Raw genomic sequence first — 26,588 nt, forward strand, 5'->3', positions numbered from 1 at the left:
GAGTGGGGCGGAGCGCTTCACAGATGTCGGTAGACGTCCTGCAGGCTCAGGCCTTTCGCGATCATCATCACCTGGACGTGATACAGCAGCTGCGAGATCTCCTCGGCCGCGGCCTCGTCGGACTCGTACTCGGATGCCATCCAGACCTCGGCGGCCTCCTCGACGATCTTCTTGCCGATCGTGTGCACGCCGCCGTCGAGCTCTGCGACCGTGCCCGATCCCTCAGGACGGGTCTCGGCCTTGACGCTGAGCTCGGCGAACAGCTCGTCGAAAGTCTTCACGATTCCAGGCTAGCGGCTCTGGCGCGGTCTCTGAGCCGAGTGACGGCCGCCTCGACGTCATCGGCCCCGTAGATCGCCGATCCCGCGACGAACGTGTCGGCGCCGGCGGCGGCCGCCGCCTCGATGGTCGCATCGGAGATGCCGCCGTCGACCTGGAGCCAGACGTTCGAGCCTCTGCGCTTCGCCTCGTCGGCGAGAGCACGCAGCTTCGGCATCGTCTCGGGCATGAAGCCCTGACCGCCGAACCCCGGTTCGACGGTCATGACGAGGATCTGGTCGAACTCCTCGAGCACACTGTAGAGCCCCTCGGCGGGAGTGTCGGGCTTGATAGCGACGCCCGCCCTGGCCCCGATGCCGCGGAGAGTGCGAGCGAGCGAGATCGGATCAGCGGCGGCCTCGAGATGGAAGGTGACGCTGGCGGCCCCCAGCTCGGCGTAGGCGGGCGCCCAGCGCTCCGGTTCGGTGATCATCAGATGGACGTCGAGTGGAATCGGGCTGGTCGCCTGGATGCGCTCGACCATCTGCGGCCCGAATGTGAGATTCGGCACGAAGTGGTTGTCCATCACATCGACGTGCGCGAAGTCCGCGGTCGCGATCTTCGCGAGATCGCGCTGCATGTTCACGAAGTCGGCGGCGAGGATGCTGGGGTTGATGCGCGGTGCGCTGGGGAGTTCCACGTCTCTAGTCTCTCTCTTCGGAGTTCGCGTCGCCCTGCTCGGTGCCCCTGCGCTGGAGAAGCGCCAGGAACATGGCATCCGTGCCGTGACGATGCGGCCACAGCTGCACCCGACCGGAACCGTCGTCGCCGAGGTCGATCGGCGAGTCGGAGATGCTCCGGAGCACGGCACGCGCGTCGATCTCGCCGAAGTCGGAGCGGCCACGGAGCACCTCTTGGACGACGCCCGTCGTCTCGGCGAGATGCGGCGAGCAGGTCACGTACGCGACGATCCCGCCAGGCGCGAGTGCGTCGAGCGCGGAGCTCAGGAGTTCGACCTGCAGCGGCACGAGCTCTGCGACGTCGGCAGGGGTCTTTCGCCAACGCGCCTCCGGCCGCCGTCTGAGGGCACCGAGGCCGGTGCAGGGCGCATCCACGAGGATGCGATCGAAGGCACCGGGGTGGGTGGCACCGAACGAGCGCCCGTCCTCCTCGTGCACCACGACCTCGCCCGGCACGGCACGCAGCGCGTTGCGCACGAGACGTGCGCGTGTCGGGATGACCTCGTTGGCCTCGAGCGTGACGTCGTGCTCGCGGGCGACAGCGGCGAGCAGCGCGGTCTTGCCGCCAGGACCGGCGCACAGATCGAGCCAGCGCTCGCCAGACGCGATCGGGGCGGCCGCCGTCAGCGCGAGCGCCACCAGCTGAGAGCCCTCGTCCTGAACGCGAACAGTGCCGCCGGTCGCGGCGATCACACGATGCGGGTCGCCGCCCGGCGATCCGTAGGCCGTCGGCGCATACGGTCGCCGGGGCTCACCCGGCTCGGCGAGTCCGGGGAGGGCGACCAGCGTCACCTCCGGCGAGGCGTTGTCGGCGTCGAGGAGGTCGTCGAGTTCGTCGGCGCGTCCCTCGGCCGCGAGAGCACGCCGCAGCGCTCTGATGACCCAGACGGGGTGCGCGGAGCGCAGTGCCAGACGCTCGTCATCGGACCGCGCCGAGCTCTCGATGCGCTCCTCCCACTCCCCCGGAGTCTCGCGGGAGATCCGGCGCAGCACGGCGTTCGCGAAGCTCGATGCGCCTCGGCCCTGAGTCGAGGCGACCAGGTTCACGGACTCGTTCACAGCTGCGTGGGAGGCGACCCGTGTGGCGAGCAGCTGATGGGTGGCCAGACGCAGTGCGTCGAGCACGCCGGGGTCGATCTCCTCCGCCGGCCGATCGGCGGCCGCGGCGATGATCGCATCGTAGGTGCCACGACGGCGAAGCGTTCCGTACGCGAGCTCCGTCGCGAGCGCGGCGTCCTGCGGGTCGAGGCGCGCCTCGGCGATCGCCGGAGGCAGGATCAGGTTGGCGTAGGCATCCGACTCGGACACCGCACGAAGCACGTCGTACGCGACACGACGCGCGGGCTGCACCGTGCGCTGCGCCCCGCGAGACTGGTCGCCGCGCTGGCCCTGAGACTGACCATCCCGCGCGTGACCTCCCCGAGTCTGACCGCCTCGCTGCCCTTGCGGTCGCCCCTGCGACCTGCTCTGCGAACCGCCCGGACGGCCGTCGCGACGCTTCGCGTCTTCCTGGCCGCTCATGCTCCGGCTCGCAGACCGTCGGTGTCGCGTTGACCGCGCCACCAGTCGACCGCGTTCATCGCACCCTTGCCTGCCGGCTGCACACGAGTGACCGCCAGGGGGGTTGAGCCCGTGCCGATGAGGAGCGACGACTTCGTCGCCGTGATCTCCCCCGGTTCGAGCGGGACGACGTCGCTCGACGGTGCTGCCTCGAGGATCTTCAGGCGGAGCCCGTCGACGGACGTGTGCGCCCCGGGCTCGGGAGTGACGCCCCGGAAGCGCGCGAACACCTGCGCGAGGGGCTGGCTCCAGTCGAGCAGTCCGTCGTCGAGAGTCAGCTTCGGTGCCAGGGTCGGCTCTCCGTGCTGAGGCACCGCTCGTGCTGTGCCGTCGACGATGGCCTGCACGACCTCTGCCGTCAGCTGCGCCCCATCGATGGCGAGGGTCTCGAGCGCCGCGTCGGCCGTCGCCCCTGCGGCCACGTCGACGACGCGAGTGGCGAAGACATCGCCCGCGTCGAGGGCGGGGACGAGCTGGAAGACGCTTGCTCCGAGCTCGGCATCGCCGGCGATCAGCGCGCGCTGCACGGGGGCAGCGCCCCGCCACTGGGGCAGGAGCGAGAAGTGCAGGTTGATCCATCCTCTGGTCGGGGTCGAGAGCAGCGGCTCTCGCACGAGTCCGCCGTACGCGACGATCACGCCGAGCTCGACCTCCAGCGCGGCGATGGCCTCTGTCGCCTCGTCGTTGAGACGCGCAGCCTTGATGATCGGCAGGCCGAGGTCCATCGCAGCCTGAGCGACCGGCGACGGCGTCAGAACCTTCTTGCGGCCCAGGGGCGCATCAGGTCGCGTGACCACAGCCGCGATGTCGTGCTCGGCCGCGAGGCGGAGGAGGGTGGGGACTGCTGCCGATGGTGTGCCGGCGAAGACGAGACGCATGAAGGTGCTCCGGAGGGATGCTGTGTGTGGATCGGGGAGATCGGATCGGTGCGGACTGATCAGAGCTCTGGGTCGAGGATATCGAGCCGAACCGAGAGCGTGCTCCTAGTCGACTTGCCCTTGCCCCGACGATTGCTGACGGCTTCGGCGACGACGACTGCTCGCAGCGCCGCCGCGACCTTCGATCCGGCGCCGTACTCGAATCGCACGAGCGCGCGCACGCGCGGCGGATAATCGTCGGACTCGATGGGCACAGGGCCCAGGACCGCATCGGACGGCAGCGCGAGCTCCTGCAGCGCTGCCAGCGCACGGCCGACCGCCGCAGCGGACCCTTCGACGAGGGCGACGCGCGCGGCCGGCGGCATGTGCAGCGGGGCGCGCTCGGCGAGCTCGGCGCGTGCGTAACCGGACTGGTTCCATGTCGCGAGCGCTCGGGCGATCGTGCCGTCGACTCCGACGAGGTGGATGGGCGCCCCCGGCGCTGCGAGTGCGGCCGCGTTCGACCACCACCGCAGGCAGGACTCGCCGATGCGCAGATCGGGGGCCTGGAGCATCCGCGGGCCGTCGAGCAGCACCACCGCGCGGTAGCCCCCTTCTGCGAGCGGCTCGGCACCGCGCGTCGCGACCACCAGAGCCGGTTTGTCCGCGACGTGCTCGACCGGGTGCGCGCTGTCTGCGACGATCACGCGGACCCCGGGGAACGCCTTTCCCAGCTCATCGGCGGTCCGCTCGCTTCCCGAGGAGGCCAGACGCAGCTTGGTCGATGAGCACGTCGGGCAGGCCCAGGCTCGCGCGCCCCTGCCGCACCAGGCACAGACCGGCACCGCACCACGATGCTTGGCCCCCAGAGGCCCGCCGCAGTGCGCGCATCTGGCGGGCGCGCGGCACTCGGCGCACACGAGGGACGGCGCGAAACCCGGGCGCGAGACCTGAACGAGCACCGGCCCCTCGGCTGCGGCGTTTCGCGCCGACAGGAACGCCGACGACGGCATCCGCTGTGCGGTCGGCGCGTCCATCTCTTGCGGGGTGCTCAGGATCACCCTCGGCATCACACGCCGCGCGGCTCGCACGTCCTGCAGATAGCCGTGCGCGACGAGGCGCTCGACGTCTGTCGTGCGGGTGTGACCGACGAACAGCAGCGCGGAGTCCTCCTGCTCCTGACGGAGCAGCGCCGCGTCGCGCGCGTTGATGTAAGGGGCGAGCGGCTCACCGAGCAGCGGATCGCCGTCGTCCCACACCGCGACGAGCCCGGCACGCACCGGGGCGTACACGGCAGAGCGGTTGCCGACCACGATGCACGGCGCATCCTCGAGAGATCTGAGGAAGGAGCGGTATCGATCGGGGTTCGTCTGTCGCGAGTCGTGTCGCACGACGGCCTCGGGCGGGACGAGCGCCCCGAGCGCAGCGAGCAGCAGATCGAGGTCTCGATGATCCGGCACGATCAGGATGCTGGAGCGTCCGGCGGCGAGCATCCGCGTCGCGGTCGAGGAGAGCAGAGCGGCCCAGCCCGGCTCGCCCTCATGCTGCATCGGGATGGCCTCCACCGCAGCCCTGCCCGCGTTCTCGAGAACCTCCTCGAGGTGGTCGTACGAGGCGAGGAGCGAGGCGGCGGAGGCGACGGCGTCCTCGGTCGGCACTGGCGCCGGCGCGTCAGCGGTCCAGGCCTTCTCGACCCGCACCTGGCGCTTGGGGATGACGAGACGCAGCACATCCGACGCCGACCCGGCCGCGCGGTCGGCTGCACGACGAGCCAACCGGTACGTGCGTTCGGGGAGCACGGGAACCTGCGAGACGACGCTCTCGACCTCGGAGAGGGGCCTGTCGGCGTCGTCCTCCGTGTCGATCTCGACCACATACCCGTCGATCATGCGGCCGGCTGTGCGAAGCGGCACTCGCACGCGCACCCCGACCGGCACGTCCCCGAGCTCAGTCGGGAGCGCGTAGTCGAAGAGCCGATCGAGCTGAGGAAGCGGCGAGTCGAGCAGAACGCGCGCGATACGACGGCTCTGTGTCGTCATGAGCGGATCGCCATCAGGCCTTCGCTCCGTCAGAGGCCAGCAGCGCGTCGCAGCTCGTCAGCGCGGTCGGTGCGCTCCCAGGTGAACTCGGGCAGCTCGCGACCGAAATGCCCGTAGGCGGCGGTCTGGGCGTAGATCGGGCGCAGCAGATCGAGGTGCTCGATGATCGCCTGCGGACGGAGATCGAAGACCTCGTCGATCGCGCGGGTGATCGCCTCGTCCGACACCTTGCCGGTGCCGAAGGTCTCGACGTAGAGACCCACCGGGCGTGCGACGCCGATCGCGTACGCCACCTGGACCTCGAGCCGGTCGGCGAGTCCAGCCGCGACCGCGTTCTTGGCCACCCATCGAGTCGCATAGGCACCCGAACGGTCGACCTTCGACGGATCCTTGCCGCTGAACGCGCCGCCACCGTGACGTGCCGCTCCCCCGTAGGTGTCGATGATGATCTTGCGTCCGGTAAGACCCGCATCGCCCTTGGGCCCACCGGTGACGAAGGGACCCGCAGGGTTGATGTAGTAGGTGATGTCGTCGAGATCGAGTCCCGTGGTCTCGAGGATCGGGTCGATGACGTGCTCGCGTACCTGCGCCTGGAGCTCGTCCTGAGAGATCTCGGGGTGATGCTGGGTCGAGAGCACGATCGCGTCGACGGTCTTGGGCGTGAAGCCGTCGTACCCGAGCGTGACCTGGGTCTTGCCGTCGGGGCGGAGGAACGGCAGCGCGCCGGAGCGGCGGACCTCGGCGAGACGCTCCGCGATGCGGTGTGCGGTCCACGCCGCCATCGGCATCAACTGGGGCGTCTCGTTCGTGGCGAACCCGAACATGATGCCCTGGTCGCCGGCCCCGAGTCCGTCGAGCGGATCGACCGACGAGCCGTCGCGGTGCTCCTGGGCGTTGTCGACTCCGTGGGCGATGTCTGTCGACTGCTCGCCGACGGAGATGCTCACGCCGCACGAGTCTCCGTCGAAGCCGGTGTCGCTCGACGTGTAGCCGATGCGGTTGACGACCTGTCGGACGATCGTCGGGATGTCGACGTACGCCTCGGTGCGGATCTCGCCGGCGACATGCACGAGGCCGGTGGTCACCAGCGTCTCGACCGCGACCCGCGAACCGGGGTCTTTCGCGATGAGGCCATCGAGGATGCTGTCGGAGATCTGGTCGCAGATCTTGTCCGGGTGTCCTTCGGTGACGGACTCGGACGTGAACAGACGCAGCGCGCTCATCAGGGCTCCAGAACGGAATCGGACAGCAGGAAGGGGGTGGCTCCCATGATGGACCGCACCGCCGACATCAGTCGGCGGTGCGGTCATCGGACGTCACTCGGCGTGACGGAGGCGGAGCTTGTCCTCGTTGATCTCGTGCAGAGCGATGGTCAGCGGCTTGTCCTCGACGGAGGAGTCGACGAGCGGACCGACGTTGTCGAACAGGTTGCCCTCGTGGAGGTCGGAGTAGTAGTCGTTGATCTGACGGGCGCGCTTGGCCGCGTAGATCACGAGTTCGTACTTCGAGTCGACACGGTCGAGCAGGTTGTCGATGGGGGGATCGATGATTCCGTTTGTGTGGTGTCCGGCCATGGTGGGACCTCCTGATCAGGCGACGGGATCGTCGCGAAGACGGTGCAGCGGGCGCGCGAAGACGCTCAGCGCGCAGAGCTCGAAGACAATTCTACGACCTCCGCGGCCGCTGCGGCGACGTCCTCGTTCACGATGAGGTGGTCGAACTCGTTCTGCGCGGCCAATTCGACCTTCGCAGTGCGCAGTCTGCGAGCACGTTCCTCGGCGCCTTCGGTGCCTCGACCGACCAGTCTCTGAACCAGTTCGTCCCAGGTCGGCGGCAGCAAGAAGATGAGTGTCGCCGCCGGCTCGGCCTTGCGCACCTGGCGGGCACCCTGCAGGTCGATCTCGAGCAGCACGGTCTTGCCCGCGGCCAGCGCGGCATCGATCGGCGCCCGGGGAGTGCCGTATCGCGACTTGTTGTGCACGACCGCGTATTCGAGGAGCTCGTCCTCGGCGATCAGCCGATCGAACTCGGCATCGTCGACGAAGTAGTAGTGCACGCCGTCGATCTCGCCCGGTCGCGGCGCACGGGTCGTCGCCGAGACCGAGAGGTGGATCTCGGGGTTGTTCTCGCGGATATGGGCTGCGACCGTCCCCTTGCCCACTGCGGTCGGGCCGGCGAGCACGAGCAGCCGGCTCCGTGCGCCGCGTGGCTGCAGGCGAGGGAAGCGCGAGTCGAGCCACTGCGACAGCGCCGCCCGCTGCCGGACTCCGAGACCCCCCAGTCGTTTGACCGGCGAGATGTGCAGCTCGGCGAGGATCCGGTCTCGCTTGCCCGCTCCGATCGCGGGGAGAGCGAGCAGGAAGTCCGTGATGCGCATCGAGCCCTCGACCGAGTCGGGATCGGCGGTCGCCCGCTCGAGCACCGACTGCGGGGTCACGACGCGCGTCGTCATATCGCGCTTGAGGGATGCACGGGCACGGCGTCGCTCGACCGCCTTGCGTGCGGCGGCAGCACGGTCGACCTCGGGGACGGGACGGGACTCAGCCACGGCCGGCCTCCCTATACTCTGCGACGCGAGCGTCGATGGCGGCGGCGAGACCGGCGGGTCCGGCCGAGAGGATGCTGCGGCTCTCGCTCGCGATGACCGCGGGGCTCATCGAGCCGAACCGACGGTGCAGGTCTGCCGGAGTCGCACCCTGGGCGCCGAAACCGGGGGCGAGGATGGGCGCCATCGGCGCGAACGCGGCGATGCCGGCATCCGTCCAGTCGACCGTCGCTCCGATGACGAAACCGAGGCTCCCCCACTCGCCCGCGTCCGTGTGCTCGGCGTTGCGGGCCGAGACGACCGAGATGATGTCCGCGGACACCGCACGGCCGGTCTCCGAGACCGAGCGCTGCAGCGTCTGCGCCTCGGGGTTGCTCGTGGCGGCGAGCACGAAGAGACCCTTGTCATGCTCATCGGCGAGGGCGAACGCGCCGTCGAGCGCGCCGACCCCGAGGAACGGGTTCACAGTCAAGGCATCGGCTTCGAGCGGAGAGCCAGGGGTGAGCCACGCCGCGGCATAGGCATCCATGGTCGAGCCGATGTCCCCGCGCTTCGCGTCGGCGATGACGATGAGCCCGGCCTCCCGTGCAGCCGCCAGCACCTCTTCGAGCGCTGCGAATCCCGCGGAGCCGAAGCGCTCGAAGAACGACACCTGCGGCTTCACGATCGCGGCACGGCCGACGGAGGCATCGACTGTGCGGAGGCCGAATTCGCGGACGCCGGACGCGTCGTCGCCGAGCCCCCACGACGCGAGCAGCGCCGCATGCGGGTCGATTCCCACGCACAGCGGGCCGTGCTGCGCCACGGCGGCACGGACCCGTTCGCCGAAGCGTGCGCTCACACCGCAGCCTTCCGGTCGAGTGCGTACTCCTGCAGGCTCTTCACCTGGAAGCCCTCGTGCGCCGCATCCATGCCGCTCACCGCGGCGCCGAGCACCGCCATCGTGGTGAACAGCGCCTTGTCTGCGGCGACGGCCGCAGCGCGGATCTCGTATCCGTCTGCGCGCGCCGCGCCACCCGAAGGCGTGTTCACGACGATGTCGATCGACCCGTCGTTGATGAGATCGACGATATTGGTCGCTCCCGACTCCTGGGTCTCGCTGTACTTCTCGACCACCGTCACCGCGATGCCGTTGCGCGAGAGGATCTCGGCGGTGCCCTCTGTGGCCACGATCGTGAAACCGAGCTGCTGCAGGCGGTGCGCCGGCAGGATCACCGCGCGCTTGTCGGAGTCGGCCACCGAGATGAACACGGTGCCGGAGGTCGGCATCCCGCCGTATGCGGCAGCCTGGCTCTTGGCGAACGCGGTCGGGAAGTCGCGGTCGATGCCCATGACCTCGCCGGTCGAGCGCATCTCCGGTCCGAGGATCGAGTCGACCGTCTTGCCGTCTGCGGTGCGGAAACGCTTGAAGGGCAGCACAGCCTCCTTGACCGAGACAGGGGCATCGAGAGGCACGCGCGAGCCGTCCTGCTGTGGCAGCATGCCCTCGGCGCGGAGCTCGGCGATCGTCGAGCCCACCATGATGCGGCTCGCCGCCTTGGCCATCGGGATGCCCAGAGCCTTCGAGACGAACGGCACCGTGCGGCTCGCGCGCGGGTTCGCCTCGATGACGTAGAGCACGCCGGCGCTGATCGCGAACTGCACATTCAGCAGTCCGCGGACGCCGACGCCCTTGGCGATCGCGAGGGTCGCCTCGCGCACGCGGTCGATGTCGGTGCGGCCCAGCGAGACGGGCGGCAGGGTGCAGCTGGAGTCGCCGGAGTGGATGCCGGCCTCCTCGAGGTGCTCCATCACGCCGCCGATGTACAGGTCGGTGCCGTCGTAGAGCGCGTCGACGTCGAGCTCGATCGCATCGTCGAGGAACCGGTCGACGAGCAGGGGCTTGCCCTCCTCGATGATGACCTCCCCCGCCGTGCGCACGAAGTACTCGCGCAGCGACTCGGCGCTGTACACGATCTCCATGCCCCGGCCGCCGAGCACGAAGCTCGGACGCACGAGCACGGGGTAGCCGATCTCGTCGGCCACGGCCACCGCGCCGTCGGCGTTCACAGCGGTGCCGTGACGCGGTGCGATGAGCCCGGCCGAGTCGAGCAGCTGCGAGAACAGCTCGCGCTCCTCGGCGATGTCGATGGCCTCGGGGCTCGTGCCGAGCACCTTGTAGCCAGCGGCCTCGATGCCCTTGGCGAGGCCCAGCGGCGTCTGGCCGCCGAGCTGGCAGACGACGCCGAGGATGGTGCCGCTGGCGGCTTCCGCGTCGAGCACCTCGAGCACGTCCTCGAGCGTGAGCGGCTCGAAGTAGAGCCGATCCGACGTGTCGTAGTCGGTGGACACCGTCTCAGGGTTGCAGTTGACCATGATGGTCTCGAAGCCGGCGTCCGACAGCGCGAACGACGCGTGTACGCACGAGTAGTCGAACTCGACGCCCTGGCCGATGCGGTTGGGACCCGAACCGATGATCACGACCTTGGTGCGATCGGACGGCGTGACCTCGGTCTCGAAGTCGTAGCTCGAGTAGTGATACGGCGTGAGGGCCGGGAACTCGCCGGCGCAGGTGTCGACCGTCTTGAAAACGGGGCGGATGCCGAATCCGTGGCGCACGCCGCGGATCTCGGCCTCGTCGTCGCCCCGGAGCTGCCCGATCTGCACGTCGGAGAAGCCGTGCTCCTTGGCGTAGCGGAGCGTGGCCGCGTCGAGCTCGGGCGCCGTGCGCACGGTCTCGGCGACCTCGTTGATCAGCACGATCTGGTCGATGAACCACGGGTCGATCGCGGTCGCCTCGAACGCCTGCTCGACCGTCGCTCCCTTGCGCAGCGCCTGCTGCAGGGTGACGATGCGGCCGTCGGTCGGGATCTTCGAGATCTCGAGCAGCTCGGCCGCCGAGCGGTTCTCCTCGCCCCAGTGGAAGCTCGAGCCCCGCTTCTCGAGCGAGCGCAGAGCCTTCTGCAGCGCGGTCGCGTAGTTCCGACCGATCGCCATGGCCTCGCCGACCGACTTCATGGTGGTCGTCAGCGTCGCGTCGGCGGCCGGGAACTTCTCGAACGCGAACCGCGGCACCTTGACGACGACGTAGTCGAGCGTGGGCTCGAAGCTCGCGGGAGTGACACCGGTGATGTCGTTGGGGATCTCGTCGAGGCGGTAGCCGAGAGCGAGCTTCGCCGCGAGCTTGGCGATCGGGAACCCGGTGGCCTTCGAGGCGAGGGCGCTCGAACGTGAGACGCGCGGGTTCATCTCGATCACGATGATGCGACCGTTGCTGGGGTCGACGGCGAACTGGATGTTGCATCCGCCGGTGTCGACGCCGACGGCGCGGATGATGTCGATGCCGATGTCACGGAGCTTCTGGTACTCGCGGTCGGTCAGCGTCAGCGCCGGGGCGACCGTGATCGAGTCGCCCGTGTGCACGCCGACGGGGTCGACGTTCTCGATCGAGCAGACGACCACCGTGTTGTCGGCGGTGTCCCGCATGAGCTCGAGCTCGTATTCCTTCCAGCCGAGGATGGACTCCTCCAGGAGCACCTCGGTGGTCGGCGAGTCCCGGAGCCCCGCGCCACCGATGCGGCGCAGGTCCTCCTCGTCGTAGGCGAAGCCGGAGCCGAGGCCGCCCATGGTGAACGACGGACGGACGACGAGCGGGTAGCCGAGCTCAGCTGCGCCCTCGAGCAGATCGTCCATGGTGTGCGCGATGATGCTGCGCGCCACGTCTGCGCCGGCATCCAGCACCAGCTGCTTGAAGATCTGGCGGTCCTCGCCCTTGTTGATGGCCTCGAAGCTCGCACCGATCAGCTCGACGTCGTACTTCTCGAGGATGCCGTGGTTGTGCAGCTCGATCGCGGCGTTGAGCGCGGTCTGACCGCCGAGGGTCGGCAGGATGGCATCCGGACGCTCCTTGGCGATGATGGTCTCGATGACCTGCCACGTGATCGGCTCGATGTACGTCGCGTCGGCGAAGTCGGGGTCGGTCATGATCGTCGCCGGGTTGGAGTTGACCAGGATGACCCTGACGCCCTCTTCGCGGAGGACGCGGCACGCCTGGGTGCCGGAGTAGTCGAACTCGCAGGCCTGACCGATGACGATCGGGCCGGAGCCGATGACGAGAACGGAGTTGATGTCGTCGCGCTTGGGCATTACTTGGCGTCCTTCTTGCTGGCGATGACCATGTCACGGAACCGGTCGAAGAGGTAGTTGGCGTCGTGGGGGCCTGCGGCCGCCTCCGGGTGGTACTGCACCGAGAATGCGGGGATGTCGAGGGCGCGGAGGCCTTCCACCACGTTGTCGTTCAATCCGACGTGGCTGACCTCGACCTTGCCGTAGCCGTGCGGGCTGTCGAAGGAGCCCTCGAGCGGGGCGTCCACCGCGAAGCCGTGGTTGTGCGCGGTGATCTCGACCCGACCGGTCGACTTGTCGAGCACGGGCTGGTTGATGCCGCGGTGACCGAACGGCAGCTTGTAGGTGCCGAGGCCCAGCGCGCGACCGAGCAGCTGGTTGCCGAAGCAGATGCCGAAGAACGGGAGGCCGTCGTCGAGGACCGCACGGAGCAGCTCGACGTGATCGCCGGACGCTGCGGGGTCGCCGGGTCCGTTCGAGTAGAAGACCGCGACCGGATCGATCGAGCGAATGTCGTCGATCGTGACGTTCTGGGGCAGCACGTGCACCTCGAAGCCGCGGGCCGCGAGGTTGTCGATCGTGGCCTGCTTGACGCCGAGATCGAGGACCGCCAGGTTGCCGACCCTCTCGCCCATGGCCGTCGTCACCGTGGCGACGTCGACGGACACCTGCGCCGAGAGGTTCTGACCGGCCATCTGCGGCGCCTCGCGCACCAGGCGCAGCTGCTCCTCGGCGTCGATCTTCGCGGCGTCGCCCGAGAACACGCCCCCGCGCATCGAGCCGGCCGAGCGGATGTGTCGGGTGATCGACCGGGTGTCGATGCCGCTGATGCCGACGATTCCGTCGCGCTCGAGGATCTCGTCGAGCGAGGCGTTGGCTCGCCAGTTCGAGACGACGCGCGAGGGGTCGCGGACGATGTAGCCGGCCACCCAGATGCGACGGGACTCGGGGTCCTCGTCGTTCATGCCGGTGTTGCCGATGTGCGGGGCCGTCTGCAGGACGATCTGACCTGCGTACGAGGGATCGGTGAGCGTCTCCTGGTAGCCGGACATGCCGGTGGCGAAGACGACCTCGCCGAAGGTGGTGCCACGCGCGCCGTATGCACGGCCCGTGTGGCGGGTCCCGTCTTCGAGGACGAGGACGGCGGGTTCGGGGAGGGCTGTCATGACGTTGCTCCTGTGTCGGGGGCGGCGGTGTCGTCCGTGGCCGGGACGAGACGCTGCAGTTCAGAGATGAAGTTCTGGGGGTCACCGTCGGTGAGGCGCAGGTACGAGTCGACGATCGTGTCGTCGTCTGCGCTCCAGGCGACGCGGACGAGCCCGCCGGGTTCCACGACGCGATCGATCGTCACCGTCGCACGGTCGACGCTCGCGAGCCGTGCGGAGGCGATGAAGACTGTCGGCGCGCCGTCGAGGCAGAGTGCGAGCCCGCGATCCGTGACGGCGACCTCTCCCCTGGCACGGTAGGCGAGCGGATGCAGGGTCAGCCGTTCGAGAGGCTGTCCGTGCTTGGTCGTCGAGACGTAGAGCACCTCGTGACGGTCGATCACCTCGGCGTGCTCCGGCACACCGAGAGGTGCCGCGAGACCCGAGTCGCGTCGGAGTCGTCGTCGCCATGCGGTGAACATCACGACGAGCACGAGGGCCGCCACGGCGATCGTGATCGCGATGGCGATGTCGCGTGCGCTCATGCGTTCAGCTCCTCGACGACATCCGCGCAGTCGACCGTCAGAATTCCGCGATGCACCGTGAACTCGACGCGACCGGGAAGATCGCGGCCGAGGTACGGCGAGTTCACGCTGCGGCCGTGCAGGTCCGCCTCGGTGAAGACACCCGCGACCGAAGGGTCGTAGAGCGTGATCTGGGCGGGAGCACCTGCTTCCAGAGGCAGCCCGTGGCCCGAGAGCCGTCCGATCCGTGCGGGCGCGGCACTCATCACGCGAGCGACGTCCTCCCAGCCGATCAGGCCGGTCTGCACCATGGACTGGTGCACGACGCGCAGCGCGCTCTCGACTCCGACCATGCCGTTAGCGGCAGCCTGCCACTCGCACGACTTGTGCTCGCTCGGATGCGGTGCGTGATCGGTCGCGACGATGTCGATGGTGCCGTCTGCGAGTCCTTCACGCACCGCGAGCACGTCCTCTTCACGACGCAGCGGCGGATTGACCTTGAAGCGCGCGTCGTAGCCGCGCACGAGTTCATCGGTGAGCAGCAGATGATGCGGGGTGACCTCGGCCGTGACGTCGATGCCCCGCTTCTTGGCCCAGCGGATGATGTCGACGGAGCCTGCTGTCGAAAGGTGGCAGACATGCAGACGCGAGCCCACGTGCTCGGCGAGGAGCACATCGCGGGCGATGATCGATTCCTCGGCGACCGCGGGCCATCCGGCGAGTCCGAGTTCGGCCGAGACGGTGCCCTCGTTCATCTGGGCACCCTCGGTGAGGCGGGGATCCTGTGCATGCTGCGCGATGACTCCGCCGAAGGACTTCACGTACTCGAGAGCACGCCGCATGATGAGCGGGTCGAAGACGCAGAAGCCGTCGTCGCTGAAGACGCGGACGCGAGCGCGCGACGTCGCCATCGCTCCGAGCTCGGCGAGTCGTTCGCCCTTCTGCCCGACGGTGACGGCGCCGATGGGCTGGACCGTCGCGTACCCGGCGGCTTCACCGAGAGCGAGCTCCTGCTCCACCACGCCGGCGGTGTCAGCCACCGGTGAGGTGTTCGGCATCGCGAAGACTGCCGTGAAGCCGCCTGACGCGGCCGCCCTGGTGCCGGTGAGGATCGTCTCGGACGCTTCGTAACCGGGCTCGCGCAGATGGGTGTGCAGATCCACGAGTCCGGGAAGGGCGACCAGGCCGTCGGCGTCGATGACTCGCGCGCCCGCACGGCTCAGCCCGGTGCCGATCTCGGCGATCAGACCGTTCTCCACGATGATGTCGGCGCGCTCGGCACCGAGAAGCTGTGCGCCGGTGATGACGAGGGTCTCGCTCACTGGTCTCCCCCTCGTTCGTCGTCTCGTTCTCCTGCAAGGAGCAGGTACAGCACCGCCATGCGGATGGACACTCCGTTCGTCACCTGTTCCAGCACGGTCGAGCGCGGGGAATCGGCGGCTTCGGAGGAGATCTCCAACCCTCGGTTCATGGGTCCGGGGTGCATGACAATGCTACCGTCCGGAAGTCCGGCCACACGCAGTGCGTCAAGACCCCATCGCCTGGAATATTCCCGCTCAGTGGGGAAATATGCGGCGTTCATGCGCTCGAGCTGGATGCGGAGCATCATCACGGCATCCGGCCCGTCTGCCAGAGCCTGGTCGAGGTCGTAGACGACCCTCGCAGGCCAGAGGGAGACGTTCTGCGGCACCAGGGTGGGCGGAGCGACCAGAGTGACCTCGGCGCCGAGCGTGGCGAGCAGCCAGACGTTCGACCGCGCGACTCGCGAGTGCAGCACGTCGCCGACGATCACGACCCGGATGCCGGCGAGATCGCGACCTCGGCTGTCCGCTCCGAAGCGACGCTTGCGGATCGTGAACGCGTCGAGCAGCGCCTGGGTCGGGTGCTCGTGTGTGCCGTCGCCTGCGTTGACCACTCCGGCGGAGATCCATCCGCTGGTGGCGAGGGTCTGCGGCGCACCTGACGCGGGATGGCGGATGACGACCGCATCCGCGCCCATCGCCTGCAGCGTCTGGGCGGTGTCCTTGAGGCTCTCTCCCTTGGAGACGCTGGATCCCTTGGCCGCGAAGTTGATCACGTCGGCCGACAGCCGCTTCGCCGCGGCCTCGAAGGAGATGCGGGTTCGCGTCGAGTCTTCGAAGAAGAGATTGACGACGGTCTTGCCGCGAAGGGTCGGGAGCTTCTTGACCTCGCGCGACTGCGTGTCGGACATGTCCTCGGCGACATCGAGGATGCGCAGAGCGGTCTCGCGATCGAGGGTGCGGGTATCGAGGAGGTGTCTCATGCTTCGATCGTCACCTCCTCGGCGCCATCGTGCTCGGCCAGCCGCACGTTGACTCGCTCCTGCCGGGAGGACGGGATGTTCTTGCCGACGAAATCAGGGCGGATCGGCAGCTCGCGATGGCCCCGATCGACGAGGATCGCGAGGCGGACGATCGACGGGCGCCCGATCGACTGCAGCGCATCGAGTGCGGCACGGATGCTGCGCCCGGAGAAGAGCACGTCGTCCACGAGGACGACGGTCTTGCCGTCGATGCCACCGGCGGGGATGTCGGTCGGACGAGGAGACCGCGTCGGCTGGGTGGCGAGATCGTCGCGGAAGAGCGTGACATCGAGGGCTCCCACCGGAACGGTGGTCTGCGCGATCTCGCCGATCACGGCGGACAGGCGATGTGCGAGAGTGACTCCGCGGGTCGGAATGCCCAGCAGGACGAGGTTCTCGGCCCCTCGATTGGATTCGAGGATCTCATGTGCGATGCGGGTCAGTGCCCGCGAGATATCGGCTTCATGCAGCACGGTTCGTGCACTCATCGGCCGCTCCCTTCTCCGCCTCACAGGACGGTGTTAAAGGTTGCTTGATGCACCCAGTCTAGCGCGGCTCAGCGCCACTGCAGGACTTCGCGCACGACCGCCTGGGAGGCGGGCGACCCGTCGTTCGCTATGCCCGAGAGAGACTCATGCGAGAGCATGGCGCCCTCGGCCCCTGCGGCGGCGGTGATCTGTTCCAGCGCGGCAGTGACCCGTGGAGCCGCCGCCCGCGCATGCGTCGCGTCTCCGCGTGCCGAGGTGTGGGGGAAGACGACGAGCTCGCCGACGCCTGCCGCGACGGGCCGCGCGGCGGCGACGACGAGTGTCGGGGGCAGCACGGGCTGCAGCGCATGCGGCAACGGGAACGGGAGGTCTTCGGTCAGCAGTCCGCGCCACCAGCTGCGCTTCGAGCCTCTCTCATCGCCGATCTGCAGCGCCGTCGCCGTCCACTCCGAGCCTCGCTCGCGAAGACGGCGCTCGAAGTCATCGTCGAGGCGCTCGAAGCCCACGCCGGTCAAGAAGTCTGCGGCGATGCGCACGAGCCGTTCAGGATCCGAGCGCACGATCCACCGGGCACCACGCAAAGGCCCGTTGTATTCGAACCGCGACGTTCGGGCGTCGCGACCTGACCCCTGCGGATGCGGGGACCGCGACACGTCAGCTGGCCTCACGGAGCACAGCGTCGCTGACCTCGTCGATCTTCGTGGAACGGATGGGGTGGCCGCTCGTCGACAGGCAGCGGCCCGTCTTGAGGTCCCACTTCCAGTCATGCATGCTGCAGGTCAGGATGCCGTCCTCGTCGACCTTCCCGGTCTTCGTCAGGTCGGCACGCAGATGCGGGCAGCGGCGCTGCACGAGCCACTCGCCGATCTCGGCATCCTCGGTCTGATCCGTCTGCTCCTGGTACCAGTTCTCGACGTACTCGATGCGGTCGACCGACAGGCACTTGAGGAAGGTCGTCAGGAACTCGTTGAACTTTCCGCTGCGCCCCACCTGGAACTGCATCGAGAGGAAGATCGAGTTCGACCAGTCGATCTCATGTTCGCGGATGTTCGTGGAGACGAGGTCTGCAGGGATCGTGTACCAGTAGATGCATTCCTCGCCGGCGTACTCGCGGACCTTCGCCCGAGGGAAGTCCACGACCATGTCGAGGTCGCCGATCTTGAATCGGACGCAGCCGCCGACTCCCAACCGGATGGTGCGTGACTTCTTGAGGAGCGGCTCCCACCAGGCCTTCAGCTCTTCGAGCATCTCGGCGGCGGGCAGGACCTCGGCGCGCGAGGCTTCCTCATCGAGGATCTCCTGCTGACGCGAGGCGCGCTGCTCTTCGAGGTAGTCCCACTTCTCGTCGAAGATGTGGGCGAGTTCGGCCTCGGTGTACAGCGACTGCTCGGAGGACACCTCACCGGCATCGACGGTCACGACCGTGCCCGGTACGAACAGGTGCCCGTCGTACTGCGGCGAGAGCTCGTTCATATGCGCGAGGAACTGCTTCTGATCGGTGAAGATCGACTCTCCGTTGCGGCCGAGCCCGTTGAAGTCGAAGAGATCGTCGCGGAGGAACATCGGCGGGCCGGCCATCGGGAAGACATGCGGCGCATCGACCTTGTCGATGTAGTACATGGCGCGCTTGTTCTGCGCGTCGCGCTTGAGCTTCGCGAAGTTCTGCTTCGCGTCCAGCGGCAGGTCGTAGACCATGGGCCACCAGATCGCGCCGGAGACCTGCGTGAAGTACGCGTCGGGTTTGCCGAAGTGCAGCAGGGTGTCGAGGTCGAGGGGGTGGGAGTCGTTCTGGTTCAGCATCGATCCCGTGCCGTCGTCGACGCTCAACGACGAGTCGCCGATCGGGCCGTCACTCGGCGCCCGGAGCGGCGTGATCATGATCTTCAGATCGCCGCGCTCGATGATCTCGCCCGCGGGCGCGTAGGTGATGTTCGTGTAACCGAGCGCCCTGATGTCCCGCTCGAGATCATCGATCGGGTATTCGGGCAGCAGCACCTCGATATCCTTGCGGATGTAGCGCTCGAGCAGCGCGGGATCGAAGTGGTCGCGGTGCCGGTGCGAGATGTAGAGGAAGTCCGCCTCACGGCCGAATCGCTCCCAGTCGAGCCCGCGGTTGTCGGGGAACGGGAACCACGAGCCGAAGAAAGAGGGCCCGAGAACCGGGTCGCAGATGATGTTCCCGCCGACTGTCTCGATGAACATCCCGGCGTGGCCGAGTCCCGTGATCCGCATGCATTCCTCCTGAAGTGAACCGTTCGATTCTACCGACGGGGTCCTGGGCGGATGCGGTGACCCGGCCGGAACAAATCAAGCCTCGTCGAACAGACCCTTGATGTCGTCGGCCGTGAGCGACTGTGCGAAGAGCTCGTCGTCGTCCATCACCGCGGTGAAGAGCCTGGCCTTGCGACGCTGGAGCTCGAGGACCTTCTCCTCGATCGTGCCGGTCGAGATCATCCGATAGACGAACACCTGATTCGTCTGCCCGATGCGGTGCGTGCGGTCGATCGCCTGCTCTTCAGCGGCGGGGTTCCACCAGGGGTCGAGCAGGAAGACGTAGTCGGCCTCGGTCAGCGTGAGTCCGAATCCGCCGGCCTTCAAGCTGATCAGGAAGACGGGCTGCTCCCCCGCCTTGAACCCGTCGATCACCTGCTCTCTGCGCCGCGTGGACCCGTCGAGATGCGCATAGGGGATGCCCGCGGCCTCGAGTCGCTCCGCCGCGAGATCGAGGAACGAGGTGAACTGGCTGAAGACGAGCGCGCGGTGCCCCTCGGCCTGAAGCTCGACCACGCGCTCCAGAAGGGTGTCGAGCTTGCTCGAGCCGATCTCCGCGTCGGCCTCGTCGACCAGTGCAGGCGCGAGACTCAGCATGCGCAGCAGTGTGAGGGAGCGGAAGACGATGAAGCGGTTGCGATCGAGATCGTCGACGAGCCCGAGGACCTTCTGACGCTCGCGCTGAAGCACGACGTCGTAGAGGGCCCGGTGTTCCGGGCTCATCTCGACCTCGAGAATCTGCTCCTGCTTGGCAGGGAGGTCGGGCGCCACGAGCTCTTTCGTCCGTCGCAGCATCAGAGGCCTGACGCGACGGCGAAGCTGCGCGAGGCGCCGAGCCCGGTACGCGCCGCCCTCCTCGTTCTCGGGGATCTTCCCCTTCTCGATGGGCTGGATGTAGCGGTCCTTGAACTTGCGAGCCGAGGGGAACAGGCCAGGGGCCGCGAGTTTGAGCAGCGACCACAGCTCGGAGAGGCTGTTCTCCATCGGCGTTCCCGTGACGGCGTAGGTGACGTCGGCGTGGAACGTCGAGATGGCGCGGTGGAGTCTGGTCTTGGGGTTCTTCACGAACTGCGCCTCATCGAGGATCAGTCCGGCCCACTCGACCTCGCGGAACTCCTCTTCATCGAGTCGTGCGACCGTGTACGAGCTCACGACCAGATCACTCGACCGGGCAGCCTCCCTCAACGCGTCAGCTCGCTTGCCACTCGTGCTGTCGACGATCGAGACACGAAGCCCCGGGGTGAACCGGGCGGCTTCAGACCGCCAGGTGCTCAGCACCGATGTCGGAGCGAGCACGAGGAACGGCCGGGTCTCGCCGGCTTCTCTGGTGTGCTGCACGAACGTGAGCAGCTGCAGGGTCTTGCCCAGGCCCATGTCGTCGGCGAGGATCCCTCCCAGCCGATGACGCCACAGGAAGACCAGCCAGTCGAAGCCGGTCTTCTGGTACGGGCGCAGGTCGGCGTGCACTCCTGCAGGCACCGGCGTCGCAGGAACCCCGGTGGCCTGGCGAAGACCGTCAGCCGTCGCGCGCCAGCTGACAGCCGGCTCTGCCTCATCCGCGAGATCCTCGAACTCCTCCCAGAGATCCGTCTGGTAGCGACTGATCCGTGGACCCGTCTCCCATTCGTCGAGTTCGCCCGCCTCCTCGATGAGGTCACGGAGACGATCCAGCGACGGATGGTTGAGCGAGAAGTACCCGCCGTCGGAGAGCAGCAGCTTCTTGCGCCCCTTGCTCAGCGCCGTGAACAGCGGTCCGAACGGGATCGTCCGGCCGTCGATCGTCACGAGGATGCCGAGATCGAACCAGTCGGAATCCGTCGACTCGACGGTCGTGACCTTGACCTCAGGGTCACCCGTGAGCTCGCGGTAGGCCTTGCGCTCACCGCTCGATTCGACGCGGACACCCACGGCCTCGAGCGCGGGCACACCCTCCGCGACGAACGCCGCCGCGTCGATGTCGTGGAAGGAGCCGCTCGGCCTGAAGCTCGTCGTGCGGAACTCCTGCCATGCGGATTCGATCGCCGCCCGTTTGGCGGTCTCGACGGCGGCGTCGCGCACAGCCGCGTCGTTCCAGGCGAACGGCACACGCCCGAACTGGCCGTAGGTCCACTCGAAGGAGTAGCTCACGACATCGCCGCGCTCGTAGCTCACGGTCAGCACGGGCTCCGGTTCCGGAACGTCCGGCAGCGCGACGGCTCCGACCGTGCGCACCGTGCTGCGCCTCGCCAGCAGCGGATAGGCGTCGGTGATGAACGCCTGCTCGTCATCGGAGGGCACGACGATCGGATCGGATGCCGCGAGCAGCGCCCTCGTCTGCTCGCTCAGCGGCGCCTCGGCGAGGACGATCTCGATCCGTGCGCCCACAAGGCCAGCCGAGTACACACCCGTGCGGCCGATCGGGTGCACCTCGCGGTCGGGAACGTCTCGATCATCGATGCGCACTTCCGCGGACACCGCCAGGGAGCCGTCGTCCGTGCGCGAGATGCGTGCCGAGACCTCAGCGCTGGTCGCGATGCGCACCGATGCGCTCTTCTGGCTCGCGACGAGCGGGATGCCGAGCTCGGCTCCGGATCGGAGATGCCGCCAGAGCAGCGGGGACTCGACCTGATCGAGTACGAGCCACTCGCCGGCGTTGCCTGAGAGCAGTGAATCCCGCGAGATGCTGAGCAGGTCGCCGAACCAGCGGTTCTGGTCTCTGCCGAACTGCGACGCATCGCGACGCACGGCGTCCCAGCCTGCGCCGCCCTGGATCCAGGCCCCGGTCTGCGCGCTCCGCATCATCGGGCGGATCGCCAGCAGCAGCTCACCGTTCGGACGAGCGAGGTCGCGTGCCGTCGCTGCACGAACGGGACGCGGTCCCCAATGGTTCTCGCTCCGGGACTCGCGGTGCCGCAGCTCGATCCCGAGCGCGAGTCGCTGCGGGTGCCGAGACACTGACGGGTCGAGCAGGCTGCGCCACGACGGCGCCGAGGCGCTGCGAGGCGCGGTCGTCTCGGGCTGCGCGTCGGGCTGTCGCTGAAGAACAGCGGCTTGCTGGGAGTACTCGTGCACGTTGGACGCGAGCAGCGTGGCGACCACGTGCTTGCAGCCGCTCCGCACCGGGCACGAGCAGCGGGTCGTCCGCGCCCGCCGTGTCCCGTTCGACGAGTGGAAGAGGATCTCGGTCACATACTGGGCATCCGCGCTGCCGCGAACGTGCCCCTCGAGTTCGAGGAGGTCCTCATGCCAGACCACGTCCAGCACGTTGCCCGCGCGGAAGTATGCGAGACCACGTTGGTAACCACCCGCATCGGTGATGTGCATGAGATCTCGAAGATCGACGTGCGGCGCGGGCATGCCCCCATCCTTCCCGCGGCCTCCGACATCTCGGCGACCGCGCCCTGAGTCGTCGCTCAGGCCGCGCGAGAGACGCGGGCGAGCACGCCGTGCACGAATGCGCCCGAATCGTCGGTGGAGAACTCCTTGGCGAGCTCGACCGCCTCATCGATGGCGACGGCCGTCGGCACCTCGGCGTTGAAGAGGATCTCCCAGACGCCGATGCGCAGCAGCGCACGGTCGACTGCGGGCATCCGCTCGAGCTTCCAGTCGCGGCTGTGCGTCGTGATGAGCTCGTCGATCTCGTCACGGTGATCGATGATGCCGTCGACGACTTCACGCGCATACAGCCAGGAAGCCTCACGGGCGGGCTCGCTCGCGGCTCGCTTGGCCTCTGCGGCCAGGGTCACCGATACCTCGTCGCCTCGGACGTCAGCGGAGAACAGGATGTCGAGTGCGCGCTTGCGCGCCTTCGTACGGGCGCTCACGCCTTACTTCTCGCGACCGAGGTAGTCGCCGGTGCGCGTGTCGACCTTGACCTTGGTGCCGGTCTCGACGAAAAGCGGCACCTGGATCTCGTAGCCGGTCTCGAGCGTCGCCGGCTTCGTGCCTGCAGACGAACGGTCTCCCTGCACACCGGGCTCGGAGTAAGTGATCTCGAGGATCACGGAAGCCGGGAGGTCGATGTACAGCGGGTTGCCGTTGTTGAGTGCGATCGTGACCTGCTGGTTCTCGAGCAGGAAGTTCTTCGCGTCACCGACAGTCGCAGCGGGGACCGTGATCTGGTCGTAGTCGGTCTGGTCCATGAACACGTACCCGTCACCATCGGTGTACAGGTACGTGTAATCACGACGGTCGACGTTTTCGATCTCGATCTTCGCGCCGGCGTTGAACGTCTTGTCGACGACCTTGCCGCTCATCACGTTCTTGAGCTTGGTGCGGACGAACGCGCCGCCCTTGCCGGGCTTGACGTGCTGGAACTCGACGACGCTCCAGAGCTGCCGCTCGATGCTGAGGACGACGCCGTTCTTGATGTCTGCGGTAGATGCCATGCGCTGGGCTTTCCGTTTCTGGAGTCTGGGGGCCGCTCGCGTCCGAGGTGGACTGGGGTGGGCCGAGAGTCGATTCTACGCGATGAGCGCTGCGAGCTGCCGCACGGCGCTCGCATACCCGTCGACACCCTCGCCGATCACACGCACCGCCGCGACGTCGTGAAGGTAGGAATGATGCCGGAACTCCTCCCGCGCGTACACATCGGAGATGTGCACCTCGGCGAAGGGCAGCGCTACTCCGGTCAGGGCGTCTCGCAGCGAGACGCTCGTGTGCGTGAGTCCCCCGGGGTTGATGATGATGGCTGTGCAATCCTCCCTGGCGGCATGGATGGCGTCGATCAGCACCCCCTCGTGGTTGCTCTGCAGGGCCCTGAGCTCATAACCCTCCTCCGCGGCGGCCTCAGCCGTGAGCCTCTCGACATCGGCCAGAGTCGCCGTGCCGTAGACCTCGGGCTCTCGGCTGCCGAGCAGGTTGAGGTTCGGTCCGTTGACGAGCAGGATGCGGCGGGTCACTCGCCGATCTCCTGATAGGCGGCGAAGAGCAGCGACTCGTCGGGGGCCTGCAGCACGGTGGGCTTGGCGATGTCGTCGAGGAGGATGAACCGCAGCATGCCGCCCCGGCTCTTCTTGTCGCGCTGCATGGTGGCGAGCAGCTGCGGCCACGCACCGGCACGGTAGCCGGTCGGCAGCCCGAGCGAGTCGAGGATCGTGCGGTGGCGCTCGGCGGCGGAGTCCGACAGCCGCCCGGCGAGCCGTGACAGCTCCGCCGCGTACAGCATGCCGATCGAGACCGCCGCCCCGTGCCGCCAGCGGTATCTCTCCGCGTGCTCGATCGCGTGGCCGAGGGTGTGACCGTAGTTGAGGATCTCGCGCTGCCCCGCCTCCCGGAAGTCGTCGGAGACGACCTGGGCCTTCATGTCGATCGCGAGCTCGATCGCCCGGCGGAACTCCGGCGTCGTCGTGTCCACGGCGCGCGCGGGGTCCGCTTCGATGATGTCGAGGATCTCGGGGGACCAGATGAATCCGGCCTTCACCACCTCCGCGAAGCCGGCGGTCGCCTCGTTCGGGCTGAGGCTGGCAAGTTCATCGAGGTCTCCGATCACCGCACGGGGCGCCCAGAACGCGCCGACGAGGTTCTTGCCCTCGGCGGTGTTGATCCCGGTCTTGCCGCCGACGGATGCGTCGACGAGGCCGAGCACGGTGGTCGGCACCTGAACGAGCTGCACCCCGCGCAACCAGGTCGCCGCGACGAAGCCGGCGAGATCGGTCACGGCTCCGCCGCCGTATCCGACGACCGCGTCCGAGCGCGTGAAGTCGGCTTGGCCCATCACCTGCCAGCAGAAGGCGGCCACCTCGATGCGCTTGCCCTGTTCGGCATCCGGCACCTCGGCGAGCAGAACCTCTCGCTGTCCGTTGTCGACGTCGGCGAGCAGCCGATCCCTGAGCTCCGCCGCGCGCGCGGCGAGCGTGGGCGGGTGCACGACGAGCACCTTGCGCACTCCGGCGTCGAGGGCCGCGGACACCCGATCGAGGATGCCCCGTCCGATCGAGATGTCGTAGGGGTTCTCCCCCGTCACGCTGATGCTTGTCGTACTCATCCCAGTTCCCTCCTCCATGCCACGATGTCGTCGGCTATGCGCTGCATGGGGCGCCGCGACGTGTCGAACGTCACCGATGCCACCTCGTCATACCAGTCTCGACGTTCTTCGAAGATCTGCGTCCATCGGCCGACGGGGTCATCGCCCGCGAGCAGCGGGCGTCCGTCGCTGTGGATGCGTTCGGCCACCGCCGCAGGGGTGACGGTCAGGAACACGACCGGCTGCTCGAGCAGCAGCGTCCGCGTGGCCGGGTCCGTCACCGCCCCTCCGCCGAGAGAGACCACCCCGCCCGCCTGCAGAGCCGCTGCGACCTCGGCGCGCTCGAGCGATCGGAAATGCGCCTCTCCGTGCTCCGCGAAGATCGCGGGGATGGGGCCGTGTGCGGCGACCACGCGCTTGTCGGTGTCGACGAAGGGCACCCCGAGCTTGCGTGCGACGCGACGCCCGACGCTGGTCTTGCCGGCCGCCATCGGACCGACCAGTACCAGCGTCAGCCGGTCAGCCTCGCTCGTCATGCGCGATGAGCGCCGCCTCGGACGCGGGCGTCGTGCGCAGCTCGGCCGGAATCGCCGCGAGATAGCCGTCGAGGTTGCGGCGCGTCTCGCCGATGCTGTCGCCTCCGAACTTCTCGAGCACGGCATTGGCGAGCTCGACCGCAACCATGGCTTCGGCCACGACACCGGCCGCAGGCACAGCGCAGACGTCGGATCGCTGATGGTGCGCGGTGGCATCCTCTCCGGATGCGATGTCGATGGTGCGCAGAGCGTGCGGCACGGTGGCGATCGGCTTCATGCCCGCGCGCACACGCAGCACTGTGCCGGTCGACATGCCGCCTTCGGTGCCTCCCGCGCGGTCCGAGCCGCGCGAGATGCCCTCTGCGGTCGCGAACAGCTCGTCGTGCGCGGCGGAGCCACGTCGACGCGTGGTCTCGAAACCGTCGCCGACCTCGACCCCCTTGATCGCCTGGATGCTCATCAGGGCCTGCGCGAGACGCGCATCCAGACGGCGGTCCCAGTGCACGTGCGAGCCGAGCCCCGGCGGAAGACCGTAAGCGAGGACCTCGACGATTCCGCCGAGGGTGTCGCCGTCCTTCTTCGCGTCATCGACTTCGGCCACCATGAGAGCGGAGGTGGCCGCGTCGAAGCAGCGCAGCGGATCGGCATCGAGCCGCTCGACGTCATCCGGGGTCGGAAGCGCAGCACCGTCCGGCACCCGGACGGGACCGATCGACAGCGTGTGGCTGACCAGGCGGATGCCCAGTTCGCCGAGGAACGAGCGGGCGATGGCGCCGAGGGCGACCCTGGCGGCCGTCTCCCGGGCACTGGCACGCTCGAGGATGGGACGCGCCTCGTCGAAATCGTACTTCTGCATGCCCACGAGATCAGCATGTCCCGGTCGCGGGCGCGTCAACGGTGCGCTCCGGCCACGGGACTTGTCGGTCAGCTCGACGGGTTCGGGATTCATGACCTCGATCCACTTGGGCCATTCCGTGTTGCCGATGCGGAGAGCGATCGGGCTGCCGAGGGTCTTTCCGTGGCGGACGCCGCCCGAGATCGTCAGCTCGTCCTGCTCGAACTTCATGCGCGAGCCGCGCCCGTAGCCGAGCTTGCGACGTGCGAGATCGGCCTGGATCGCCTCGGAGGACACCGGGACGCCCGAAGGCAGACCCTCCATGACGGCAATGAGTTCTGGGCCGTGCGATTCGCCGGCAGTGAGCACGCGGAGCATTGCTCTAGTCTCCCACGCGTTTCGACCCGGATCGTGCCGCG

The 26,588-nt window shown here is 68.2% G+C and carries 24 protein-coding genes; all 24 read right to left on the reverse strand.

What is annotated here, in order from left to right; all coding sequences use genetic code 11:
- Positions 1-17: 17 nt before the first annotated feature.
- Positions 18-281 (reverse strand): phosphoribosyl-ATP diphosphatase, encoded by a 264-nt coding sequence (locus ACZ0AA_RS04210; protein ID WP_042536637.1) that lies wholly within the window; start codon positions 279-281, stop codon positions 18-20.
- Positions 278-958, reverse strand: a complete 681-nt coding sequence (rpe, locus tag ACZ0AA_RS04215; RefSeq protein WP_400860311.1) for a ribulose-phosphate 3-epimerase — start codon at positions 956-958, stop codon at positions 278-280. The genes ACZ0AA_RS04210 and rpe overlap by 4 nt, the downstream gene beginning before the upstream one ends.
- Before the next feature lie 4 nt (positions 959-962).
- Positions 963-2,348 carry an RsmB/NOP family class I SAM-dependent RNA methyltransferase gene (locus ACZ0AA_RS04220; RefSeq protein WP_400860309.1) on the reverse strand — a complete coding sequence of 462 codons (1,386 nt, stop codon included), beginning with the start codon at positions 2,346-2,348 and terminating at the stop codon, positions 963-965.
- 167 nt (positions 2,349-2,515) lie between these two features.
- Entirely contained in the window at positions 2,516-3,436 is a 921-nt protein-coding gene (gene fmt / locus ACZ0AA_RS04225; RefSeq protein ID WP_400860307.1) for a methionyl-tRNA formyltransferase, read from the reverse strand.
- 59 nt (positions 3,437-3,495) lie between these two features.
- Positions 3,496-5,454 carry a primosomal protein N' family DNA-binding protein gene (locus ACZ0AA_RS04230; RefSeq protein WP_400860305.1) on the reverse strand — a complete coding sequence of 653 codons (1,959 nt, stop codon included), beginning with the start codon at positions 5,452-5,454 and terminating at the stop codon, positions 3,496-3,498.
- A 29-nt stretch (positions 5,455-5,483) separates the two neighbouring features.
- Positions 5,484-6,677 (reverse strand): methionine adenosyltransferase, encoded by a 1,194-nt coding sequence (gene metK, locus ACZ0AA_RS04235; protein WP_463512218.1) that lies wholly within the window; start codon positions 6,675-6,677, stop codon positions 5,484-5,486.
- Between the two features lie 93 nt (positions 6,678-6,770).
- Positions 6,771-7,028 (reverse strand): DNA-directed RNA polymerase subunit omega, encoded by a 258-nt coding sequence (rpoZ, locus tag ACZ0AA_RS04240; protein WP_042536631.1) that lies wholly within the window; start codon positions 7,026-7,028, stop codon positions 6,771-6,773.
- Between the two features lie 65 nt (positions 7,029-7,093).
- Positions 7,094-8,002, reverse strand: a complete 909-nt coding sequence (gene gmk / locus ACZ0AA_RS04245; protein WP_400860302.1) for a guanylate kinase — start codon at positions 8,000-8,002, stop codon at positions 7,094-7,096.
- Complete coding sequence (pyrF, locus tag ACZ0AA_RS04250; RefSeq protein ID WP_400860300.1) at positions 7,995-8,840, reverse strand: orotidine-5'-phosphate decarboxylase; 846 nt, start codon at positions 8,838-8,840, stop codon at positions 7,995-7,997. The genes gmk and pyrF overlap by 8 nt, the downstream gene beginning before the upstream one ends.
- Positions 8,837-12,124: a carbamoyl-phosphate synthase large subunit gene (gene carB, locus ACZ0AA_RS04255; RefSeq protein WP_400860297.1), complete on the reverse strand. Its 3,288-nt coding sequence runs from the start codon at positions 12,122-12,124 to the stop codon at positions 8,837-8,839. The genes pyrF and carB overlap by 4 nt, the downstream gene beginning before the upstream one ends.
- Complete coding sequence (gene carA / locus ACZ0AA_RS04260) at positions 12,124-13,269, reverse strand: glutamine-hydrolyzing carbamoyl-phosphate synthase small subunit (protein WP_400860294.1); 1,146 nt, start codon at positions 13,267-13,269, stop codon at positions 12,124-12,126. The genes carB and carA overlap by 1 nt, the downstream gene beginning before the upstream one ends.
- A complete protein-coding gene (locus tag ACZ0AA_RS04265) occupies positions 13,266-13,793 on the reverse strand; it encodes a PH-like domain-containing protein (RefSeq protein WP_400860292.1) in 528 nt (175 codons plus the stop codon). Before ACZ0AA_RS04265 ends, carA begins: the two co-directional genes overlap by 4 nt.
- Positions 13,790-15,094, reverse strand: coding sequence for a dihydroorotase (locus ACZ0AA_RS04270; protein ID WP_463512219.1), 1,305 nt, complete (start codon positions 15,092-15,094; stop codon positions 13,790-13,792). The genes ACZ0AA_RS04265 and ACZ0AA_RS04270 overlap by 4 nt, the downstream gene beginning before the upstream one ends.
- The gene (locus ACZ0AA_RS04275; protein ID WP_400860288.1) at positions 15,091-16,056 is read right to left on the reverse strand and encodes an aspartate carbamoyltransferase catalytic subunit; all 966 of its coding nucleotides are present in this window, start codon (positions 16,054-16,056) and stop codon (positions 15,091-15,093) included. Before ACZ0AA_RS04275 ends, ACZ0AA_RS04270 begins: the two co-directional genes overlap by 4 nt.
- Entirely contained in the window at positions 16,053-16,583 is a 531-nt protein-coding gene (gene pyrR / locus ACZ0AA_RS04280; RefSeq protein WP_400860286.1) for a bifunctional pyr operon transcriptional regulator/uracil phosphoribosyltransferase PyrR, read from the reverse strand. Before pyrR ends, ACZ0AA_RS04275 begins: the two co-directional genes overlap by 4 nt.
- A gap of 68 nt (positions 16,584-16,651) precedes the next feature.
- On the reverse strand, positions 16,652-17,164 hold the full coding sequence (locus tag ACZ0AA_RS04285; protein ID WP_400860284.1) for a hypothetical protein: 513 nt from the start codon (positions 17,162-17,164) through the stop codon (positions 16,652-16,654).
- 73 nt (positions 17,165-17,237) lie between these two features.
- Positions 17,238-18,815, reverse strand: coding sequence for a Rieske 2Fe-2S domain-containing protein (locus tag ACZ0AA_RS04290; RefSeq protein ID WP_400860283.1), 1,578 nt, complete (start codon positions 18,813-18,815; stop codon positions 17,238-17,240).
- A 75-nt stretch (positions 18,816-18,890) separates the two neighbouring features.
- Positions 18,891-22,190, reverse strand: a complete 3,300-nt coding sequence (locus ACZ0AA_RS04295; protein ID WP_400860281.1) for a DEAD/DEAH box helicase — start codon at positions 22,188-22,190, stop codon at positions 18,891-18,893.
- Between the two features lie 56 nt (positions 22,191-22,246).
- The gene (nusB, locus tag ACZ0AA_RS04300; RefSeq protein WP_400860280.1) at positions 22,247-22,657 is read right to left on the reverse strand and encodes a transcription antitermination factor NusB; all 411 of its coding nucleotides are present in this window, start codon (positions 22,655-22,657) and stop codon (positions 22,247-22,249) included.
- Between the two features lie 3 nt (positions 22,658-22,660).
- Positions 22,661-23,221: an elongation factor P gene (gene efp, locus ACZ0AA_RS04305; protein ID WP_140037127.1), complete on the reverse strand. Its 561-nt coding sequence runs from the start codon at positions 23,219-23,221 to the stop codon at positions 22,661-22,663.
- A gap of 75 nt (positions 23,222-23,296) precedes the next feature.
- Positions 23,297-23,734 (reverse strand): type II 3-dehydroquinate dehydratase, encoded by a 438-nt coding sequence (gene aroQ / locus ACZ0AA_RS04310; RefSeq protein ID WP_400860278.1) that lies wholly within the window; start codon positions 23,732-23,734, stop codon positions 23,297-23,299.
- A complete protein-coding gene (aroB, locus tag ACZ0AA_RS04315; protein WP_463512220.1) occupies positions 23,731-24,819 on the reverse strand; it encodes a 3-dehydroquinate synthase in 1,089 nt (362 codons plus the stop codon). Before aroB ends, aroQ begins: the two co-directional genes overlap by 4 nt.
- A complete protein-coding gene (locus ACZ0AA_RS04320; protein ID WP_400860276.1) occupies positions 24,816-25,334 on the reverse strand; it encodes a shikimate kinase in 519 nt (172 codons plus the stop codon). Before ACZ0AA_RS04320 ends, aroB begins: the two co-directional genes overlap by 4 nt.
- Positions 25,318-26,547: a chorismate synthase gene (gene aroC / locus ACZ0AA_RS04325; protein WP_400860275.1), complete on the reverse strand. Its 1,230-nt coding sequence runs from the start codon at positions 26,545-26,547 to the stop codon at positions 25,318-25,320. Before aroC ends, ACZ0AA_RS04320 begins: the two co-directional genes overlap by 17 nt.
- Between the last annotated feature and the right edge of the window lie 41 nt (positions 26,548-26,588).

This window comes from Microbacterium sp. AC035 (genome assembly GCF_979258485.1).

Bases quoted from the DNA above. Each gene is read 5' to 3' on its own strand.
- fmt (WP_400860307.1), bottom strand. From the start codon at position 3,436: ATGCGTCTCGTCTTCGCCGGCACACCATCGGCAGCAGTCCCCACCCTC.
- ACZ0AA_RS04230 (WP_400860305.1), bottom strand. From the start codon at position 5,454: ATGACGACACAGAGCCGTCGTATCGCGCGCGTTCTGCTCGACTCGCCG.
- metK (WP_463512218.1), bottom strand. From the start codon at position 6,677: ATGAGCGCGCTGCGTCTGTTCACGTCCGAGTCCGTCACCGAAGGACAC.
- rpoZ (WP_042536631.1), bottom strand. From the start codon at position 7,028: ATGGCCGGACACCACACAAACGGAATCATCGATCCCCCCATCGACAAC.
- carB (WP_400860297.1), bottom strand. From the start codon at position 12,124: ATGCCCAAGCGCGACGACATCAACTCCGTTCTCGTCATCGGCTCCGGC.
- carA (WP_400860294.1), bottom strand. From the start codon at position 13,269: ATGACAGCCCTCCCCGAACCCGCCGTCCTCGTCCTCGAAGACGGGACC.
- ACZ0AA_RS04265 (WP_400860292.1), bottom strand. From the start codon at position 13,793: ATGAGCGCACGCGACATCGCCATCGCGATCACGATCGCCGTGGCGGCC.
- ACZ0AA_RS04275 (WP_400860288.1), bottom strand. From the start codon at position 16,056: ATGAGACACCTCCTCGATACCCGCACCCTCGATCGCGAGACCGCTCTG.
- pyrR (WP_400860286.1), bottom strand. From the start codon at position 16,583: ATGAGTGCACGAACCGTGCTGCATGAAGCCGATATCTCGCGGGCACTG.
- ACZ0AA_RS04290 (WP_400860283.1), bottom strand. From the start codon at position 18,815: ATGCGGATCACGGGACTCGGCCACGCCGGGATGTTCATCGAGACAGTC.
- ACZ0AA_RS04295 (WP_400860281.1), bottom strand. From the start codon at position 22,190: ATGCCCGCGCCGCACGTCGATCTTCGAGATCTCATGCACATCACCGAT.
- efp (WP_140037127.1), bottom strand. From the start codon at position 23,221: ATGGCATCTACCGCAGACATCAAGAACGGCGTCGTCCTCAGCATCGAG.
- aroB (WP_463512220.1), bottom strand. From the start codon at position 24,819: ATGAGTACGACAAGCATCAGCGTGACGGGGGAGAACCCCTACGACATC.
- ACZ0AA_RS04320 (WP_400860276.1), bottom strand. From the start codon at position 25,334: ATGACGAGCGAGGCTGACCGGCTGACGCTGGTACTGGTCGGTCCGATG.
- aroC (WP_400860275.1), bottom strand. From the start codon at position 26,547: ATGCTCCGCGTGCTCACTGCCGGCGAATCGCACGGCCCAGAACTCATT.